The organism is Photobacterium minamisatsumaniensis, from assembly GCF_050336695.1.
In the GTDB taxonomy this organism is placed as follows: domain Bacteria; phylum Pseudomonadota; class Gammaproteobacteria; order Enterobacterales; family Vibrionaceae; genus Photobacterium; species Photobacterium minamisatsumaniensis.
On record NZ_JAKJSI010000022.1, the window covers coordinates 1 to 16,600 of the forward strand.

Sequence of the window (16,600 nt, forward strand, 5' to 3'; positions counted from 1 at the left end):
TCGTACTCAGAAAGAAGTTCACGAACTTCCATCTCTACTAGTTCTAGTAGCTCTTCATCATCAACCATGTCACATTTGTTCATGAATACGATGATGTAAGGGATACCAACCTGACGACCAAGAAGGATGTGCTCACGCGTCTGTGGCATAGGACCATCAGTTGCAGCAACAACTAGAATACCACCATCCATTTGAGCAGCACCTGTGATCATGTTTTTAACATAATCGGCGTGTCCAGGACAGTCAACGTGTGCGTAGTGACGAGATGGGGTATCGTACTCTACGTGAGAAGTAGAGATTGTGATACCACGCTCGCGCTCTTCTGGAGCGTTATCGATAGAAGCGAAGTCTTTAGCGTCACCACCGTACACTTTAGCAAGCGTAGTACAGATAGCAGCAGTTAGAGTTGTTTTACCGTGGTCAACGTGGCCGATAGTACCAACGTTAACGTGCGGTTTTACGCGTTCGAATTTTTCTTTAGACATGGATAGTCCCTCTAGGCACGGTATTTGGTGGCATTACGACCACACAACCAATCATGGGTTTGTAGAGTATATATCAAAAGGATTGAACTGACTTGAAGAGAGAGTGGTGCTAATAGGCGGAGTCGAACCGCCGACCTCACCCTTACCAAGGGTGCGCTCTACCAACTGAGCTATATCAGCACACAAGAAATGTGGAGCGGGCAGCGGGAATCGAACCCGCATCATCAGCTTGGAAGGCTGAGGTAATAGCCATTATACGATGCCCGCGAAACTCGTCACTCGTTAAGCTATTTCAATCATTTGAAAATGGTGGAGGGAGATGGATTCGAACCATCGAAGGCGGAGCCGTCAGATTTACAGTCTGATCCCTTTGGCCACTCGGGAACCCCTCCAAATTGTTTCTACACTTTCACTCATTTAGGAGAAAGTGGTGCCGACTACCGGAATCGAACTGGTGACCTACTGATTACAAGTCAGTTGCTCTACCTACTGAGCTAAGTCGGCCCAAGTGCTGCGCATTCTAGAGAACTATCGAAAACCTTGCAATACCTTTAAGCAGTTTTTTTTCCGACTTTTATCTTCTCGCCGAAAAAAACACCATTATCGGCATTTTGCATACAAAGCAAGACCTTCCAGTACCAAGTCTGAACGATGATTAAAGCGCTTACCCCATGAAATAGGTAAATGGCGAACCCCGCCTCCACACAAGATCACTTCCGGTTCAGTTTTCAACCGTTCTCGAGCTTGAGATAGGCCGAATTCAATTAAGCCAACCAAGGCTGCACGGCAACCATTTTTTAAGCCATCGGCAGTATTGTCAGCAAAAACAAGTTCATCATTATGATCTCGGTCAGAAAATACCTTTGTTGTGTTTTCCAACACCGATTTCATCATGAGTTGATACCCAGGAGCAATCCATCCACCTAGATGCTTACCTTCTTCAGACATTACATCAAAGGTAAGCGCAGTACCTATATCCACTATCACTGTTGGTTTTTTAAACTCTTGCCGAATCGCAACGAGAGTGAGCCAACGATCAACCCCTAAATACTGGTATTCGCTATAAGCGTTTTTTACACCAAAATCTTTTTTGAGTGTTTTAACTTGTAGGACAGGAATATTCGCCAATTGTGAAATACGCTGAATTGAGTTATCAACTTCAACGGGGCCAACGCTGGCAAAAACAATTCTGGTAACTCCATTCTCCAGTAACGGTTCAAGTACCATTTCCAGTTTACGACTTGGGTAACGGCCTAATAACTCAAAATTACCGTTGTCAAATAAGTGGGCAACTTTGACATAAGTGTTGCCCGCTTCAATCAAAATCTGCATTAACAACCTCTAAGGCTGATTTCTCCACCGAGGTAAGGCGTAACAACACCCTCGGTTTCAAGTAATAACGCCCCTTGGTTATTGATACCGCGAGCAATTCCTTCAACTACACGTTCACCAATCAATAATTTAACAGGGCGATCCAAAAAGTTATCTAATCGATTCCAGCGATCAGTAAAACCGTCGAGCCCCAACACTTCATATTCAGCTAATGTCTGCTGTAATTGATGAATTAGGGTCGCAGCTAATTTATTCCGCTCCGGAAGCTTATGGCAAGCTTGTGACAAGTTAGTCCAAGCTTGGTCGATACCTGCACCTTCTTGTTCAGGCATCGCAATATTTAATCCCATGCCGATGACTAGATGAGCGGCTTCACCCGACTGCCCAGTCATTTCAATTAGTATTCCCGCCATTTTTTTGTCATGGTGGTAAAGGTCATTTGGCCACTTTACTCGAATACCTTCAGCGCCTAACGACTCCAGGGTTTCAGCAATAGCAACACCAACCACTAAACTCAAGCCCATTGCTGCAGCCATACCTGCGTCTAAACGCCAGTACATCGATAAATACAAGTTACTACCAAATGGAGATAACCATTGACGACCTCGCCGGCCTCGGCCAGCTTGCTGGTATTCAGCAATACATGTGGCCCCTGATGGTAACTGGCCGACTTTTTCTAACAGGTACTGATTAGTAGAATCAATCACAGGGATCACATCAAGGCTCTCGCACTTTACATGAGCCAGAATCTTATCGCAATCAAGGAGTTCCAGTTTTGTTGACAGGCGGTAACCTTTTCCCTGCACTCGGTAGACGTCTACTCCCCAAGATTGCAACGCCTTGATATGTTTACTTATTGCGGCTCGTGAGATTCCAAGTTCAACCCCCAAAACTTCACCAGAATGAAAATCACCGTCGGCTAATAACCCAATCAATGCTAATCGAGTTGAATGCTCTCTCATTGAGCTAACTCCGTAATAAGTATTTCATCTGAGGAGGACATAAAACGTACTTCATGTTCGAGGGTAATACCAAATTTAGCCTCAACAGTATGTATCACGTGCCACGCTAAAGCGATGATGTCATCGGATGATGCACGGTGATAATTCACTAGGACTAGAGCTTGATGATCATGGACTCGTGCACCGCCAACTTGAAAGCCTTTCAGACTACATTGGTCAATCAGCCAGCCCGCAGCTACCTTTACCTCTCCACTTGGCTGTGGATACATCGGTATATCAGGATGTTGATAGATTAGCCTCGATGCTTTTTCCGAAGAAATAACGGGATTTTTAAAAAAGCTTCCAGCATTACCCATTTTCGCGGGGTCAGGTAGTTTACTGCGCCGAATTAGGCACACCTCATGAAAAATATCACTCGCTGTAACGGTATTTTGATCAAACTTTGCTAGCGGCCCATAACTAATGTTTGGCTGCCATGCCTTTGTTAGCTCGATCCCAACGGCTATTATGGCGTGTGAGCTTTTTAGCTCACGCTTAAAAACAGACTCTCGATAACCAAAGCCGCACTCCTCGTTCTTTAAGCGCTGTATCAATCCAGTCGCTAGATCAATAATATCTACGTATTGACAGATATCTTTTAGCTCAACACCATAAGCACCAATATTTTGAATGGGTGATGACCCAACACAACCAGGAATTAATGCCAAATTTTCTAATCCTGGCATTCCTTGCTCAACCGTCATTTTGACAAGCTGATGCCAATCCTCCCCAGCACCAATATGTAATAGGAATGAGGATTCAGTCTCGGTGATATCGACGCCTTTTATGCGGTTAAGAACAATTACACCAGAATATTCCTCACAGAATAAAAGATTACTGCCTTGCCCAACAATGAGTTTAGGAATTGTTTGATAGCACTCACTCTGCCAGATAGATATCAACTCATCTGCGGTTTCAGCCTCGACAATGTGCCTAGCTTTAACATCAATACCAAATGTATGAAAAGGCGCTAGCGACCTATCCTGCAAAACTTTCATGCTATTTCTAACCCATTCCTTTTATACTAAGTATTGCATTTTAACTGATTCAATCACGCGACGCAGTGTTTTAACAATGAACGATTTCAGATTTCACCCTTTAGAGCCGTTACGATTCCCTTTAATTAACCGTTTGTATAAAGCCCATTATCCCGCAGGCAAAGCTAAAAGAGATGAAGTCATATGGGTTGGAGAAAATGATAATGGCATTCAATGTTGCGTAAGATTCAAGCAATTTGATAATTATCAACTATTAACAGGCATGCTTGTTCATCCATCTATACGAGAGCTTGGTGTTGGGCAACAATTGGTTCAAGCTTCTAAGCTGCAAATCAGTCAAAAAACATGTTTCTGTTTTGCGTTTTCACATCTTGAAAGTTTTTATCAACGAGCTGGCTTTCAAATTATCTCTGATAGCGCTCTACCAGAGTCATTAAAAAGTCGAATTGAACGTTATCGCCAATCGGGTAAAGCACTTATTCCAATGCGGTTCGTACACTAATTTACACTTAATTAAGTCATCCGTGACAGAAGCCAGTGCAGGTATAGATGGACTACGCCTTTTTTCTGTTATAATTGCACCCTTAATTCACCGACTCCTCCTAATATATAGGTCGCGTAAACGAGGCGATAATGGATTCAGCTATTGCTAACAAGCAACGCATTGAGCAACTGCCGTGTATTGCACACAAGCCAGAAGATTTAGAGACACTTCTTGATGCAGGATCGTTCCGTGAACGTCTACACACAGAGATCTCCAACGCTACTAAGCGCATTTATTTAGTTGCCCTATATCTACAGGACGACGAAGCTGGCCGAGATATTCTGACCGCTCTCTATGATGCTAAACAACTCAATCCGGCTCTTGATATAAAAGTACTTGTCGACTGGCATCGTGCTCAAAGAGGGTTAATTGGCGCGGCACAGTCTGATGGTAACGCTGCACTTTATCGCGAATTTTCAGAGCGATATGAACATCAAATCAATGTTCTTGGGGTTCCTGTTCGTAATCGTGAAGTATTTGGTGTCCTTCATCTTAAGGGCTTTGTCGTCGACGATAAAGTCATCTACAGTGGTGCAAGCCTTAATGATGTCTATCTCGCACAACACCAACGTTATCGTTATGATCGCTATCACGTAATTCATAACGCACAGCTTGCTGACAGCATGGCGAACTTTATTGTCGAGACTCTCGTTAACAGCGAGGCAGTTAATTGCTTAAGTCAAAACAAGCGACCTGAGACCAAGTCTCTAAAAGGGGCGATAAAAGATCTTCGCCATAAGCTGCAACGAGCTAGCTATCAGTTTTCACCTGAAACCATTTCCAAAGACGAGGTCGGCTTAACGCCACTTGTCGGGCTAGGTAAACGTAAAAACAAGCTAAACCAGCATATTTGTACACTCGTTGCGAGTGCTAAAACTGAGCTTACTATTTGTACCCCTTATTTTAACTTCCCAAGAAGCATTAGCCGTGAAGTTAAAAGGGCATTACGCCGAGGTGTTAAAGTTACAATCATCGTTGGTGATAAAACAGCAAATGATTTCTATATTCCACCAAATGAGCCCTTTAAAACCATTGCTGGTTTACCGTATCTTTATGAAGTGAATCTACGTAACTTTGCAAAGCAAAATGAAGCCTCTATGGCTCGGCGTCAACTTGCTATCCACCTATGGAAACATAATGATAATAGTTTCCATTTAAAAGGTGTCTGGGTAGATCGCAGTTATATGCTGATCACGGGGAACAACCTAAACCCAAGAGCGTGGAAACTTGATCTTGAAAATGCCATTTTGGTCCATGATAAAAACCAATTGCTTGCAGATCAGAAGCAGCAAGAGCTTGACTGTATCCTGAGTCATACACAACTAATTGGTTGCTACAAGGACATTGATAAAATTGATGCTTATCCAGCTCCGGTTAGAAAGCTAATTAAGCGTATTCGTCGAATTAAAGCAGACCATATACTTAATCAGATTCTCTAGGAACAAATATGACTATCGCTGCTATTGATGTTGATCCTCAAAAAACATTTACTCCGCTATGCCCTAATGAGTTACCAGTGAATGACGGCGATACAATTGGTCCCGCGTTAAATGCTCAAGCTTCCTTAGCAGATTACCGTGTACTAAGTAAAGATGCGCATCCCCATGGAGCAGTATGGGCCGTTGAGTCGCATGACGAAATGCTGAAGCCTCTCAATTATCCTAATGCTGATCTTACTTGGGTTAGCCATGCTGTTCCAGGAACAAAGGGGTTCGAAATAATCCCTCAGCTTCCACCACTCACTGAGTATGATCATGTCATATGGAAAGGGATCGAACCTGATCTTCACCCATATGGCGCTTGCTATCATGACCTTAATGAGAAGCTCAGCACTGGCCTTATCGAATGGCTGTTAGCAAAGCACGTAACAACAGTTCTTGTTGGTGGTCTTGCCACAGATTATTGCGTGAAGACAACAGCACTTCAGCTGCAAGCTACGGGGTTATTCAAGGTCATTGTAAACCTTGAAGCTTGTCGAGGGCTCAGTGAAAACACCACGAAGAAAGCTTGTGAAGAAATGCTAAAAGCAGGCATTTATATCGCAAACAATCTTGGAAATATAAGATCTTATCTATAACTCATTGCGTGAGCTTCTAAAAAGAGGCTCACACTAATTACCTCCTAGCCTGCTTCCAATACACCCTCACTTTAGTAAACCGCTATACCTCTAATATCCGACACTCTAAAAATATTAGCTAGTTTTCGTGCCTGAAATACAATAGTAATCCTATGGATAATCTTAAACTATCACGTCAAAACCGACTCTATGAAGATGCAATTAACTACTTCAAAGAAGAATCTACTCGCATTGAGATCGCTAAATTTCTAAAAATCAGTCGAACCAACTTTAATAAATGGGGCCGTATTTTGGGAGGAGAGCAAAATAACCTCAAACAGAAAGATCGAGTTTCTTGATATCGATATAACAGAAACAGTTGTCATGGATGGTGCAGGGTTGGCAATTGACGCTGTAGTCGATGCGATGATTCTAAATCCCGTCCTATTGCTCTGAATTAAATCCAATATAACAGGAATGAAGTTGAATGCGGCAATACTGTTTACTAAATTCAAACATTCAAGGAGGGGGATGGCACATTATTCAGAAGGCTTAGAATCGATTTTTTCAAAGTCATCAAATAATGGTCAAAACTGGTTCCAAGCGGCACATACCTTATCAACARTGTCACCGTAATCTTTAAAACTTTGATTGGCTAAGCAGTGCTGCCTTAACCAACTCCACACTTGTTCGATAGGATTCAACTCCGGTGAATACGGTGGAAGTTTAATGAGGCTAATGTTMTCAAACTTATCGGCAATATCTGCAGTATGCCACCCAGCACCGTCCATAATGACAACTGCGTACCGAGTTTCTTGRGTGGCTGCTGATATTTGTTTTATACCAACCTACAYAAGTACTTGATCAGTCTTACTGGTTAAAACCGCTGTTCTCTACATTAGAGATTTTGTAATTAGAGCCACTAGTTACTGCAATCTCTGCMTTGATAACAACAATTYTTCCTGCGTAATACTTAGATCAATTACTTATCCAGATTGGTATTAGGTGCTCGGTCATGATCTCTTTGTTGACCCAAGGTACGACGATAGCTTCCCCGATCCCTCGGCTTGGACAAACTGMTCCAAACAAATATGCATAATCAAATTGTTGTTGCCGAATTGCTCTAGGCCGAGTCCCACGCTGCGCCCAAAGCCGCGTTGTTGTGTTCTGTTGGCCAAATCTAGCCTCATWTTGAAACCAGACATCAACTTGCTMAARGCGTACATGACCGGGGATGTTACGGATCGTTTCCAGTAGGMAATTTTTTAAAAGCGTCTTGAGTTGCTTGGCATTGTTTTGGGTGTTTGGAGCGAGATGTGATCCATGAAAMYCCCATATGACCCAATAAATAAKAAATAGAATCAGGGTGATAGTGCTTGCCAAATTTCTGCACTATATAGGTATGKATATCAGCCCCAGTTAACCTACCGCCTTGTGGATCATGGGCTTTATCTTTGATGTATTGGGCGAGTTGCTCTTTCTGAGCTGATGTTAAGAATGCGRGTCTGCCAGTTCTTGGTTTCTCTTGTAGTCCATCAAGACCTTCTTCAAGAAAGCTATGAACCCATTTAYTGACACTGGTCCTACTGACYTTGAGAAACTTGGCAATTTGTGTGCGGGAGTGCCCTTCTTTGAAGTGGGCAAGCGCGAGCAGCCTCATTTTCATTTGAAGAGTTTTTTGTTGGCTTGCTAACTTTTTAAMGTCGATTTTATTGAGGCTATCCATAGCGATTTGACTATCTGAAGKAGTAACCCCAATTAGWTCATATTCTTACTTAGATTGGTATTACACATACCTTATCAACAATATCACCGTAATCTTTAAAGCTTTGATTGGTTTTTGATATTTGCTTTAGGTGCTCGATCATGATCTCCTTGTTGACCCAAGGTACGACAATTGCTTCACCGACCCCTAGGCTCGGGCAAACGGAGCCAAACAGATATGCATAATCGAACTGTTGTTGCCGAACCGCTCTAGGCCGTGTCCCACGTTGCGCCCAAAGCCGTGTTGTTGTGTTTTGCTTGCCAAATTTCTGCGCTATATAGGTATGGATATCAGCCCCAGTTAACCTACCGCTTTGTGGATCGTTGGTTTTCTCTTTGATGCATTGAGCGAGTTGTTCTTTCGGGCTGGTGTTAAGAATGCAGGTTTGCCAGTTCTTGGTTTCTCTTGTAGTCCATCAAGACCTTCTTCAAGAAAGGTATGAACCCATTTATTGACACTAGTCCTACTGACTTTGAGAAACTTGGCAATTTGTGTACGGGAGTTCCCTTCTTTGAAGTGGGCAAGCGCGAGCAGTCTCATTTTCATTTGAATCGTTTTTTGTTGGCTTGCTACTTTTTTGAAGTCGATATTATTGAGGCTATCCATAGCGATTTGACTGTTTGAAGGAGTAACCTCAATTAGATCATATTTTTACTTAAATTGGTATAAATCGACTTTTTAAAAGGATTCCTGTCATCCTTTGTTGCTCTCTATAAAGTGTTTCTAAGCTTAGAGTCCTTCTCAATCATCCTTGAATAGTTGGTTAGCTAAGCTGCATTATTTAACACCATATTTGTTCTATTGGATTTAATTTAGGGTAATAGGGTCGGACTTTTATGGTGCGGACATTGTAAAAATATAACTATATCCTTAGTGTGCCAATCCTCACGATCTATTACACAACCGCATGATTGGGTTTGTTGGACGATGGAACAATCATCGCTCCTTAGCTCCTTTGTTTGGAGAGTGCGACGGCGATAATATATCGAACCATGGCATGGGGGTAGATCTTGGCAAATTATGTCGTAATATGGGCATGAATATCAGTTAGTGAGCTGGCCTCTCTTATAATGATTCATACTAGTTAACCTCAGATCAGTTTAAGCCATCACCATCAACCCTGGTTTCTCAGTGTTTGTGATGTTTAGCGATGGCTTTTCTGGTTTCAAACAATAAGCAATTAGCCCACCAAGCAAGTTCAACATAAACCCATGTAAACTCCTGTGCCGAGAGTGCTCTATCTGAGAGATGTTTTTCAACTGGTCATTAATGGTTTCTATAATGAACCGTTTTGACAGCATTGCTCTATCCCAAGCGGCTAACACCTAGGTTTCATGTTCTTACGATGAATCGTAATTAGGGTTATACCCTCTTCTTTTAAATCTTCAGTCAGTGCTTTACTGATATAGCCTTTATCAGCATAAAGCTTATCGAGTAGCCCTTTTGATAACTCTCGAACGGGCTTTCGGTCATCAGTATTCGCGGGGGGCAGCTTGGCGGCAACAATATCTCCAAGATGATTGGTTATAATGTGAAGCTTAAAACCATAGAACCAGTCCATGGTGCCTTTACCTCGTGCTGCGGTTTTTGTGACGTGGAATGCGTAGGTTATGGCATACCTTAATATTTGTAGAATCAATAAATTCAATGCCTGTCGGTTCTCCTTTGATATATGTAAAGAAGGAGCTCAACGGAATAAGTACTGATGGCATCACTTCAAGAAAGCGGGTGTAACTGAGTAACGTGGGAAAGTCTTTTTTAATGCCGGTGAATAAGACCAAGGTAAAAGTTTTTGAAATCACGTTGATGGGACACATGGAAGGCAATAATGATGGTCATTATTTCACTTTCAGACATTCGGCCTTTACGGTTGCGCTTACGTTCACTACTTTCCAGTTGCATTTTTTCCACTGAGATAGGAAAACCTTACAAAAGTCATCGACTTGGCAAGATAAGTCTACTAATTTATCCATAGCTGGTTCCTAAGTGATGAGTCCTGATCTGATCACTGAACCAGCTTTTAGTTCCCTTCTATTTTTTCCCGAGTTCATAGGTTAGTTAAACTGATTTTAAGAAACTTAACAATCTCACTACGGGATTGTTAAGCTTGAAAGTGTGAGTGTGAGTGTGAGTGTGAGTGTGAGTGTGAGTGTGAGTGTGAGTGTGAGTGTGAGTGTGAGAGTAAACTCATCTTTATTGAGATGTTTGATTTAGAACGGTTTAGTTTGCTTCTACTATAAAGTAGGTATTAATCAGCTCAAGTATACTCTCACGGAAAGGTTCATTGGTTTTCTCACCGAGTAACTCAGCTAGTTCTTCCCCAACTGGTGAAAAACGATAGTAGGTAAAGCTAACTTCTTTTTGTATTGGTGTGAGGTTATATGTGTACTGCTGATAGCGAAAGGGAAAGCTTACTTTTGGTTCTAAGCTACCAGATTCAAGTTCAGTTTTAATTAATAAGCCTAAATCCATTAGAATCAGTACATCGGAGTAGGGTAGCTGGAAGTACCCGAGGTTAAGCTTTTTAATTTTTGTAGAAAAAAGGCGGGGTAATAGAAATGGTTTTATTTTTAAGCTCGTTACTAATTTTTTACAGCTATCATTACTGATTTGACAGGAAAGCATTGAAGCTCGGTGGAATATCTGTGCTTCTTTATGTGTCATGTTACGAAGTGTATCAAGCGTTTTAAGTGAAACTGAGTTGGATATTGTTAATTCTTGCTTTAGTGTTCTGGCCCATAAGTGCTGCATTGAATGGTTACGAATGTTTTTAGCTATTGATATAAAATGGAATAGCCAATCAGGGTCGATCTTTGCCGTTTTTATTGTCTTATAATTATCACTAGTAAGCTTAAATATTTTTTCGAGGTTTTCTTGTTGCCGATTATTATCATTTTCTAAGCGCTCTTTACTGCGCTGGTGAAGATTACTTTCATCTTTTGGGTTTATTAGGTAGTTAACACCATACTCAATTGCAATTTTCTCGATATAGTTGCAAGCAGAGCCGTTGGACTTTATTTTCTCACCTACTTTCGGTAGCTTACTAACTAATTCTATTGTTGGCAGATCTGTTTGATCGTTACTCATTATCTTCCTCGCAATGATTGCTATGTTTATCAGTCGCGACTTATGTAACCAATAACGAAATCTCTTAATGTTGAGACCTACCAATAACATGGTTATTGGTAGGTGCTCTCGCGCTAATTACATATCATCATACTCTTGCAAATCGATTCCTTCTATAAGGTAACCGACCTCTGCAAGTTCATGGCTGATCGTTTGAGTTTTTAATGTTCCTATAATGTAAACCACATCCCAGAGTTGTTGGATAGGTGCGCCATCAGGGTATTTAACGTAAATGATCTGGTTGGGTGGTGGTGGTGGAACATGGATGCATGCTCCAAAATACGGTACGAGTAAGAACTCTGTAATGGCCTTATCATCTCCTTCTAGGGGAATTACAAAGCCGGGTATTTTAACCTTACTGCCATTTAACTCTTCACGTACTTTTCCAACGAGTGTTTGTTGAGCTCCTTCTCCGTCATGGTTAAGGATTGGCATTTGATTTTGGTTAAACTGTTGACGTTCTTCTTCTGGAACAAGGTCTATCCAATCAAGTGTCAATATTTCGTTAGCAAAGCTAGTAACTGGTAGCCAGAAGCAAAGTAAAACTATCCATTTCTTCATTCTAATTTATACCTTTATGGTCATGCCATCTGATAATGAATGTTGGTAGGCTCTTATAGCAGGAATTGTACCTACAATTATGCCTGAAAGCTGTACAAGGCCAAGCAGCATCAACTCATGTGACGTTAACGGTGTAATTGCTATTAGTAAACCAAATTGCTCTTGAAGTAAGGGTTGAGTAGCAAGTAAAAGGCTATAAAGTAGAGCTGTGCCAAATAGAATCCCTAGGGCCGTTAAAGCTGCAGCCTCACTGATTAATAGAAAGAATATGTGCCTTGGTTTTGCCCCCATCGCACGTAGGATTGCCATTTCACGCCTGCGCTCATTTAAGCTTGTTAACAAGCTTGTTAACATTCCTAGTAATCCTGCGATTACGACAAAACCTGAGACGACTAAAAGGGCTTGCTCTGCGATCGACATCATTCCCCATAGTTCATGGAGAGCGATACCTGGCATGATTGCACTAAGTGGCTCTTTTGAATAAGTATTAATATATCTTTGAAGGGCAAAAGTCTGAATCTTTGAATTTAAACCAAGCATGAATGCTGTGATCTGCTTGGGTTCAAACTGATATTGTTTCAGCGTTTCTGGTGATGGATTGGCTCCTAAATTAGCCCCGCTCTCCCAACCGACATGTATAGCTTCTATAGCTTCAAGAGTAACATGGACACTCTTATCGACAGGTGTTCCAGTAGGATCTAAAATCCCAACAATCTTGAAAGGAAGGTTGTCGTGCCGATTGAACGATTTATCGCTTATCCCATGTGCAATGATTACTTCATCACCGATGGAGTAATTAAGTTTCTTCGCAACTTCAGCACCAATAACTGTTTCAAACAGGCTCTTAAACTCTTTTCCTTGTTTAAATGCTAAAGCTTGTTTTTGGCCATACTTATAGTGCTCAAAGTAGGCTTGGGTTGTCCCTATAACCCTGAAGCCTCTATGAGAGTCACCGAGGGAGATTGGTATGGACCAGTTAACTGATCGATGATTAGCTATTTCTTGATAACTTTTCCAGTCTATATTATTTGTGGCATTACCAATTCTAAATACAGAATAAAGCAGTAAGTTAACCTGACCAGACCGGGAACCAACGATTAGATCTGTTTCGGATATAGTATTGGAAAAACTTGATTTTGCCTGTGTTCTTACCCTTTCGACCCCAAGAAGGAGGGTTACCGAGATGGCCACTGTTAATAATGTCAAAAGTGCAGTGGTCTTACGGTTAGCCAAGCTTTGAAGTGCAAGCCGAATAATTGCGGTCATTTGGGGTCCCCCGCAGCAAGGTTTATCGTGTTTAATGAAATACTACGGTCGAAAAGAGTTTCTAATGTTTCATCATGACTGACAAAGAGTAATGTGATGTTAGCACGATCGCATTCTTCCATTAGTAGTTGGATAAATGCTTCTCTATTATCATGATCTAATGCCGAGGTTGGTTCATCAGCTATGAGCAGTTTAGGGGAGCCAATCAATGCTCTTGCTGCTGCGACGCGTTGTTGTTGCCCAATACTTAGCTCGTTAACAGGGCGTTGGAGGCAATCATCAGGAAGCTGAAGTTGTGAAAGTAGCCGTTTGGCTTCGACATGCATGTCTTTTCCTAGCTGTTGGCGGCGCTCTTTGGAAAAGCGGCAAGGAAGTAATACGTTATCGATGACTGATAAATAAGGTAGCAAATTAAACATCTGAAAAATATAACCAATATTATCCGCTCTAAATTGATCACGGTGTGTAGATTTGAGCTGACTAAATGTCTGCCTCAATAACGCTATATTGCCTGTTGTTGGTTGGGAAATACCAGCAAGAAGGCTTAGCAGGCTAGACTTGCCACTACCGCTTGGTCCTTTCAGAAAAACTTTTTCGCCTTCTTCTATTATTAACGAGGGTATATCAAGTAAATTGTACTTTTGATTGGGCCAGCGAAAAGTGAGGTTATTAAGCTCAATTGTTTTCATGTCTCTTCCTTTGGGTAGGGAGCGTAAGCTCCCCATGACCTTATGCATTAGAATTTAAATACCGTGCTGCTAGGCAGCAGTTTACCTGTTTGTTGTGTTGTTTCTGTGATGGCATTTATGGTGATGCTTTCGGTTGAAGAGAAATATTCAAACCATCGAACGTCAATATGTTCTAATTTTTCTGTATTGTTGCAAGTGTAGACATATTGTGCACTGAACTCCCCGTGTCCATGTTTGTCATGTCCATGTTTGTCGTGTCCATGTTCGTCGTGTCCATGTTCGTCGTGTCCATGTTCGTCGTGTCCATGTCCATCATGCCCAGTTAAGGTTTCAGTTATTGATTTTTCCGAAACTTGGCATTTTGCCTCTTTTGGGAAAATAAATAATGAGTTGGTATCAGAAAGCGTTGATATTGCTTTCTTCAGTAACGTTTGTTGTTGATCATTTTGTGGCGAATGCTCAAAACCAACCACATCTGAGCCTGGAGCGGTAACCTCCAGTAAAATTTGATTGCCATCTTGAGCAACATTTAGTTCAACGACACCGTGTACGTGAGCATTGTGTTGACGGAAATGTTCCTCAGCTTGTGTCGCTGAAGTAAATAGGACAGAGGTAATGGCTATAGATGATAAGGACAGGGCTTTAATTGTATTCATGTTAACTCCACTAATTAGGTAATAATATATAACGATTATTTCAGTTATATTCGATTGGTGGGGAACGTGCATTTGGCCTGGAATCAATCGTATACCATAAGGGCTGTGGTAATAAGTTAGCTAAATCAGGGTGAGGATGATGAACAGCCGTAAGTAATAGGGTTGGTGTTACAGCGGCATGTAATAGATGGCAAATCGAGCAGTTTTCAATGTGGTGATGGCTCTGAACTGCCTCAATCTTGTGGAGCACTGATATTGGCCCAATGATTATCATTAAACCGATCATGAGTCCTAGCAGAGGCTTATGATAATAATCTTGTCTCACTGTATATACACAAATGCCATGACCCAAAGATGTTATAATATAACATCACTTTACTGTATGGGTCATGACTTTGTTAGGAAGAGTGTAATAATTTACTTTGCTAGAGGTTCTTTTTGACTAAATTGAGGGCTTCTTGGATCTCGCTATTAGTTAATTTACCTTCTTTAACAAAGAGTACGTTACTCTCTTTATCAAGCACAATAATTGCGGAGTTTTCAGCGGCTAGCTCCCAAGCCTCGTGTACTTTCCCATTTCCATCAAGCACCATTGAAGACCATGAGAAATCACGCTTACTGTCTTCAGCTGATGATTTAACAAAGCCCCCTGTTCCCCACATAGCATCATCTTGATTAATGATGGTGGTTGTTTGATACATACCTTCTGCGAAATCGGCATCCGTGATGGCAGCCATTAGCTCTGCATTCATTGCTTTTGCGGCACTACGGCCAGCAATGGCTTGGATAATACGCACCTTGCCAGCTAACTGGCTACTATTCCATTCTTGGTAAGCGATTTTATCATCCTGAACCAAAATTTCTCCCTTATCAGCAACAGATACCGATGGCAGCGATTCACCAACCGTTAGGTTGTGTGCCATCGTAAATGTTGGTAATAGTGCAGCAAGTAAAGCAATTGCAGGCTTCTTATTCATCGTATTTATTCCAGAATTTATTGAGGTTCCATTATCTTAGAATAAGTAATGCGAACTGGTTAAACCAGTAGTTGGTTTTTGAGTTCCATCACACAGATAGTTAAAAAGTTGCTTAAAAAGGCGATTCAAGGTGCGAAACAGATTTTATCTAGCCTCTGACATTAAAGAAAAAAAGATGGCAAGAAAATTGCTTTTATTTATTGACGTTTTTTATTGAAACCATTAGCCGTGATAGCGGTCTGTAATAAGACTGATTGAGAGGGAATTATGCTGAGAATATTTAAACAATACCGACCGAATCAAATTGCTCGTTATGTGAAAAGTTACTTTCGAGGTCGATTGTTCATTATGGGTGTTGGAGCTTATGAATTTGACTGTGGGCGTTTGCTGCCCCCGAAAAGACAAGATAAGAAAGCGCTGAATGTTCTTGGTGAAGTTAACCGAGAAATTCAGCACCTCGCAGAAATCAGCTGATTTACTCTGGCTCTGGGGGCATACAAATGCCTGTACCAGCAAGTCCGCAGTATCCTCCTGGGTTTTTAGCTAAATATTGTTGGTGGTAATCTTCAGCAAAGTAAAAGGTGCCAGCATCTGCAACTTCAGTTGTAATTACGCCGTTTTGAAGTGCGGACTGATAGCTGAGTTGACTTTTCTTTGCCGCTTGAGACTGCTCTTCGGTGAAAGTATAAATAGCCGAACGGTATTGAGTACCTTGGTCATTACCTTGGCGCATCCCTTGAGTTGGGTTGTGGTTTTCCCAAAAGAGGGTTAGAAGCTTAGAAATCGAAACCTCGACAGGATTATAAATAACCCTAACAACTTCAGTATGCCCTGTTTTACCGCTGCATACTTCTTCGTAACTTGGATTTGGGGTGAAGCCTCCGCTATAACCAACGGCAGTGCTGTATGTCCCTGGTTGTTGCCAAAAAAGTCGCTCAGCTCCCCAAAAGCAGCCCATACCAAACATGATTTCCTCAAACCCATCAGGGATCGTATCATTAAGAGGGGTGCTGTTTATTGCATGCAATGCTGACGGGGTAATGGGTGTTGCTCTGCCAATTAACGCGGAATCTGCATTGGGTAGTGTACTTTTACTGTTAGCCATCGTGACGTCCTTATAATGCTGTCGTTTTTTCAAGGTAGA

General features: G+C 41.6%; 18 protein-coding genes, 4 tRNA genes and 2 pseudogenes. 5 read left to right on the forward strand and 19 right to left on the reverse strand.

Translation table 11 applies throughout. The features are described 5' to 3' along the window. The 8 genes from L4D78_RS12050 to murB all read right to left on the reverse strand — a co-directional run. The coding region (locus L4D78_RS12050) for a GTP-binding protein (RefSeq protein WP_428467156.1) at window positions 1–485 on the reverse strand (485 nt) is incomplete at its 3' end. Between the two features lie 104 nt (window positions 486–589). Further along, a tRNA-Thr gene (locus L4D78_RS12055) sits at window positions 590–665 on the reverse strand. Between the two features lie 12 nt (window positions 666–677). Beyond that, window positions 678–752: transfer RNA gene (locus tag L4D78_RS12060), tRNA-Gly, on the reverse strand. 40 nt (window positions 753–792) lie between these two features. Beyond that, window positions 793–877, reverse strand: a tRNA-Tyr gene (locus tag L4D78_RS12065). A 36-nt stretch (window positions 878–913) separates the two neighbouring features. After that, window positions 914–989 (reverse strand) — tRNA-Thr (locus L4D78_RS12070). Between the two features lie 96 nt (window positions 990–1,085). Further along, window positions 1,086–1,817 carry a type III pantothenate kinase gene (locus tag L4D78_RS12075; RefSeq protein ID WP_428467157.1) on the reverse strand — a complete coding sequence of 244 codons (732 nt, stop codon included), beginning with the start codon at window positions 1,815–1,817 and terminating at the stop codon, window positions 1,086–1,088. Continuing rightward, a complete protein-coding gene (gene birA, locus L4D78_RS12080; RefSeq protein ID WP_428467158.1) occupies window positions 1,817–2,779 on the reverse strand; it encodes a bifunctional biotin--[acetyl-CoA-carboxylase] ligase/biotin operon repressor BirA in 963 nt (320 codons plus the stop codon). Before birA ends, L4D78_RS12075 begins: the two co-directional genes overlap by 1 nt. Further along, window positions 2,776–3,816 (reverse strand): UDP-N-acetylmuramate dehydrogenase, encoded by a 1,041-nt coding sequence (gene murB / locus L4D78_RS12085; RefSeq protein WP_428467159.1) that lies wholly within the window; start codon window positions 3,814–3,816, stop codon window positions 2,776–2,778. Before murB ends, birA begins: the two co-directional genes overlap by 4 nt. A 76-nt stretch (window positions 3,817–3,892) precedes the next feature. On the opposite strand from murB, the gene L4D78_RS12090 reads away from it, so the two are divergent. The 4 genes from L4D78_RS12090 to L4D78_RS12105 all read left to right on the forward strand — a co-directional run bounded on the left by L4D78_RS12090 (window position 3,893) and on the right by L4D78_RS12105 (window position 6,775). Beyond that, entirely contained in the window at window positions 3,893–4,318 is a 426-nt protein-coding gene (locus L4D78_RS12090; protein WP_428467160.1) for a GNAT family N-acetyltransferase, read from the forward strand. Between the two features lie 131 nt (window positions 4,319–4,449). Next, a complete protein-coding gene (pssA, locus tag L4D78_RS12095) occupies window positions 4,450–5,799 on the forward strand; it encodes a CDP-diacylglycerol--serine O-phosphatidyltransferase (protein ID WP_428467161.1) in 1,350 nt (449 codons plus the stop codon). Between the two features lie 8 nt (window positions 5,800–5,807). Beyond that, window positions 5,808–6,437: a nicotinamidase gene (locus L4D78_RS12100; protein ID WP_428467162.1), complete on the forward strand. Its 630-nt coding sequence runs from the start codon at window positions 5,808–5,810 to the stop codon at window positions 6,435–6,437. Window positions 6,438–6,589: 152 nt separating this feature from the next. Continuing rightward, the gene (locus tag L4D78_RS12105; RefSeq protein ID WP_428467163.1) at window positions 6,590–6,775 is read left to right on the forward strand and encodes a hypothetical protein; all 186 of its coding nucleotides are present in this window, start codon (window positions 6,590–6,592) and stop codon (window positions 6,773–6,775) included. Window positions 6,776–7,003: 228 nt separating this feature from the next. Here the strand turns inward: L4D78_RS12105 and L4D78_RS12110 are convergent. The 10 genes and pseudogenes from L4D78_RS12110 to L4D78_RS12155 all read right to left on the reverse strand — a co-directional run. Next, a pseudogene (locus L4D78_RS12110) lies at window positions 7,004–7,288 on the reverse strand (transposase); the annotation flags it as partial. A 365-nt stretch (window positions 7,289–7,653) separates the two neighbouring features. After that, window positions 7,654–8,142, reverse strand: coding sequence for a helix-turn-helix domain-containing protein (locus L4D78_RS12115; protein WP_428467164.1), 489 nt, complete (start codon window positions 8,140–8,142; stop codon window positions 7,654–7,656). Window positions 8,143–8,481: 339 nt separating this feature from the next. Then, a complete protein-coding gene (locus L4D78_RS12120) occupies window positions 8,482–8,787 on the reverse strand; it encodes a helix-turn-helix domain-containing protein (protein ID WP_428467165.1) in 306 nt (101 codons plus the stop codon). Window positions 8,788–9,281: 494 nt separating this feature from the next. Continuing rightward, window positions 9,282–10,154, reverse strand: a pseudogene (locus L4D78_RS12125) (IS982 family transposase). A gap of 247 nt (window positions 10,155–10,401) precedes the next feature. After that, window positions 10,402–11,268 carry a TIGR03899 family protein gene (locus tag L4D78_RS12130; protein ID WP_428467166.1) on the reverse strand — a complete coding sequence of 289 codons (867 nt, stop codon included), beginning with the start codon at window positions 11,266–11,268 and terminating at the stop codon, window positions 10,402–10,404. 117 nt (window positions 11,269–11,385) lie between these two features. Continuing rightward, window positions 11,386–11,868 (reverse strand): DUF3299 domain-containing protein, encoded by a 483-nt coding sequence (locus L4D78_RS12135; RefSeq protein WP_428467167.1) that lies wholly within the window; start codon window positions 11,866–11,868, stop codon window positions 11,386–11,388. 6 nt (window positions 11,869–11,874) lie between these two features. Beyond that, a complete protein-coding gene (locus tag L4D78_RS12140) occupies window positions 11,875–13,134 on the reverse strand; it encodes an ABC transporter permease (protein ID WP_428467168.1) in 1,260 nt (419 codons plus the stop codon). After that, a complete protein-coding gene (locus L4D78_RS12145) occupies window positions 13,131–13,823 on the reverse strand; it encodes an ATP-binding cassette domain-containing protein (protein ID WP_428467169.1) in 693 nt (230 codons plus the stop codon). Before L4D78_RS12145 ends, L4D78_RS12140 begins: the two co-directional genes overlap by 4 nt. Before the next feature lie 47 nt (window positions 13,824–13,870). Continuing rightward, window positions 13,871–14,479, reverse strand: a complete 609-nt coding sequence (gene zrgA / locus L4D78_RS12150) for a zinc uptake protein ZrgA (protein WP_428467170.1) — start codon at window positions 14,477–14,479, stop codon at window positions 13,871–13,873. 425 nt (window positions 14,480–14,904) lie between these two features. After that, a complete protein-coding gene (locus L4D78_RS12155; protein WP_428467171.1) occupies window positions 14,905–15,456 on the reverse strand; it encodes a YtfJ family protein in 552 nt (183 codons plus the stop codon). Window positions 15,457–15,723: 267 nt separating this feature from the next. Between L4D78_RS12155 and L4D78_RS12160 the strand changes: the two genes are divergently transcribed. Beyond that, entirely contained in the window at window positions 15,724–15,930 is a 207-nt protein-coding gene (locus L4D78_RS12160; RefSeq protein WP_428457434.1) for a DUF1107 domain-containing protein, read from the forward strand. 1 nt (window position 15,931) lies between these two features. Here the strand turns inward: L4D78_RS12160 and msrA are convergent, their stop codons facing one another. After that, window positions 15,932–16,561 carry a peptide-methionine (S)-S-oxide reductase MsrA gene (msrA, locus tag L4D78_RS12165; protein WP_428467172.1) on the reverse strand — a complete coding sequence of 210 codons (630 nt, stop codon included), beginning with the start codon at window positions 16,559–16,561 and terminating at the stop codon, window positions 15,932–15,934. Between the last annotated feature and the right edge of the window lie 39 nt (window positions 16,562–16,600).

What these genes read in the sequence shown, in the direction of transcription:
- L4D78_RS12145 (WP_428467169.1), bottom strand. Translation starts at nt 13,823, where the DNA reads ATGAAAACAATTGAGCTTAATAACCTCACTTTTCGCTGGCCCAATCAA.
- L4D78_RS12140 (WP_428467168.1), bottom strand. Translation starts at nt 13,134, where the DNA reads ATGACCGCAATTATTCGGCTTGCACTTCAAAGCTTGGCTAACCGTAAG.
- L4D78_RS12130 (WP_428467166.1), bottom strand. Translation starts at nt 11,268, where the DNA reads ATGAGTAACGATCAAACAGATCTGCCAACAATAGAATTAGTTAGTAAG.
- L4D78_RS12160 (WP_428457434.1), top strand. Translation starts at nt 15,724, where the DNA reads ATGCTGAGAATATTTAAACAATACCGACCGAATCAAATTGCTCGTTAT.
- L4D78_RS12105 (WP_428467163.1), top strand. Translation starts at nt 6,590, where the DNA reads ATGGATAATCTTAAACTATCACGTCAAAACCGACTCTATGAAGATGCA.
- L4D78_RS12100 (WP_428467162.1), top strand. Translation starts at nt 5,808, where the DNA reads ATGACTATCGCTGCTATTGATGTTGATCCTCAAAAAACATTTACTCCG.
- birA (WP_428467158.1), bottom strand. Translation starts at nt 2,779, where the DNA reads ATGAGAGAGCATTCAACTCGATTAGCATTGATTGGGTTATTAGCCGAC.
- msrA (WP_428467172.1), bottom strand. Translation starts at nt 16,561, where the DNA reads ATGGCTAACAGTAAAAGTACACTACCCAATGCAGATTCCGCGTTAATT.
- zrgA (WP_428467170.1), bottom strand. Translation starts at nt 14,479, where the DNA reads ATGAATACAATTAAAGCCCTGTCCTTATCATCTATAGCCATTACCTCT.
- L4D78_RS12135 (WP_428467167.1), bottom strand. Translation starts at nt 11,868, where the DNA reads ATGAAGAAATGGATAGTTTTACTTTGCTTCTGGCTACCAGTTACTAGC.
- murB (WP_428467159.1), bottom strand. Translation starts at nt 3,816, where the DNA reads ATGAAAGTTTTGCAGGATAGGTCGCTAGCGCCTTTTCATACATTTGGT.
- pssA (WP_428467161.1), top strand. Translation starts at nt 4,450, where the DNA reads ATGGATTCAGCTATTGCTAACAAGCAACGCATTGAGCAACTGCCGTGT.
- L4D78_RS12075 (WP_428467157.1), bottom strand. Translation starts at nt 1,817, where the DNA reads ATGCAGATTTTGATTGAAGCGGGCAACACTTATGTCAAAGTTGCCCAC.
- L4D78_RS12090 (WP_428467160.1), top strand. Translation starts at nt 3,893, where the DNA reads ATGAACGATTTCAGATTTCACCCTTTAGAGCCGTTACGATTCCCTTTA.
- L4D78_RS12120 (WP_428467165.1), bottom strand. Translation starts at nt 8,787, where the DNA reads ATGGATAGCCTCAATAATATCGACTTCAAAAAAGTAGCAAGCCAACAA.
- L4D78_RS12155 (WP_428467171.1), bottom strand. Translation starts at nt 15,456, where the DNA reads ATGAATAAGAAGCCTGCAATTGCTTTACTTGCTGCACTATTACCAACA.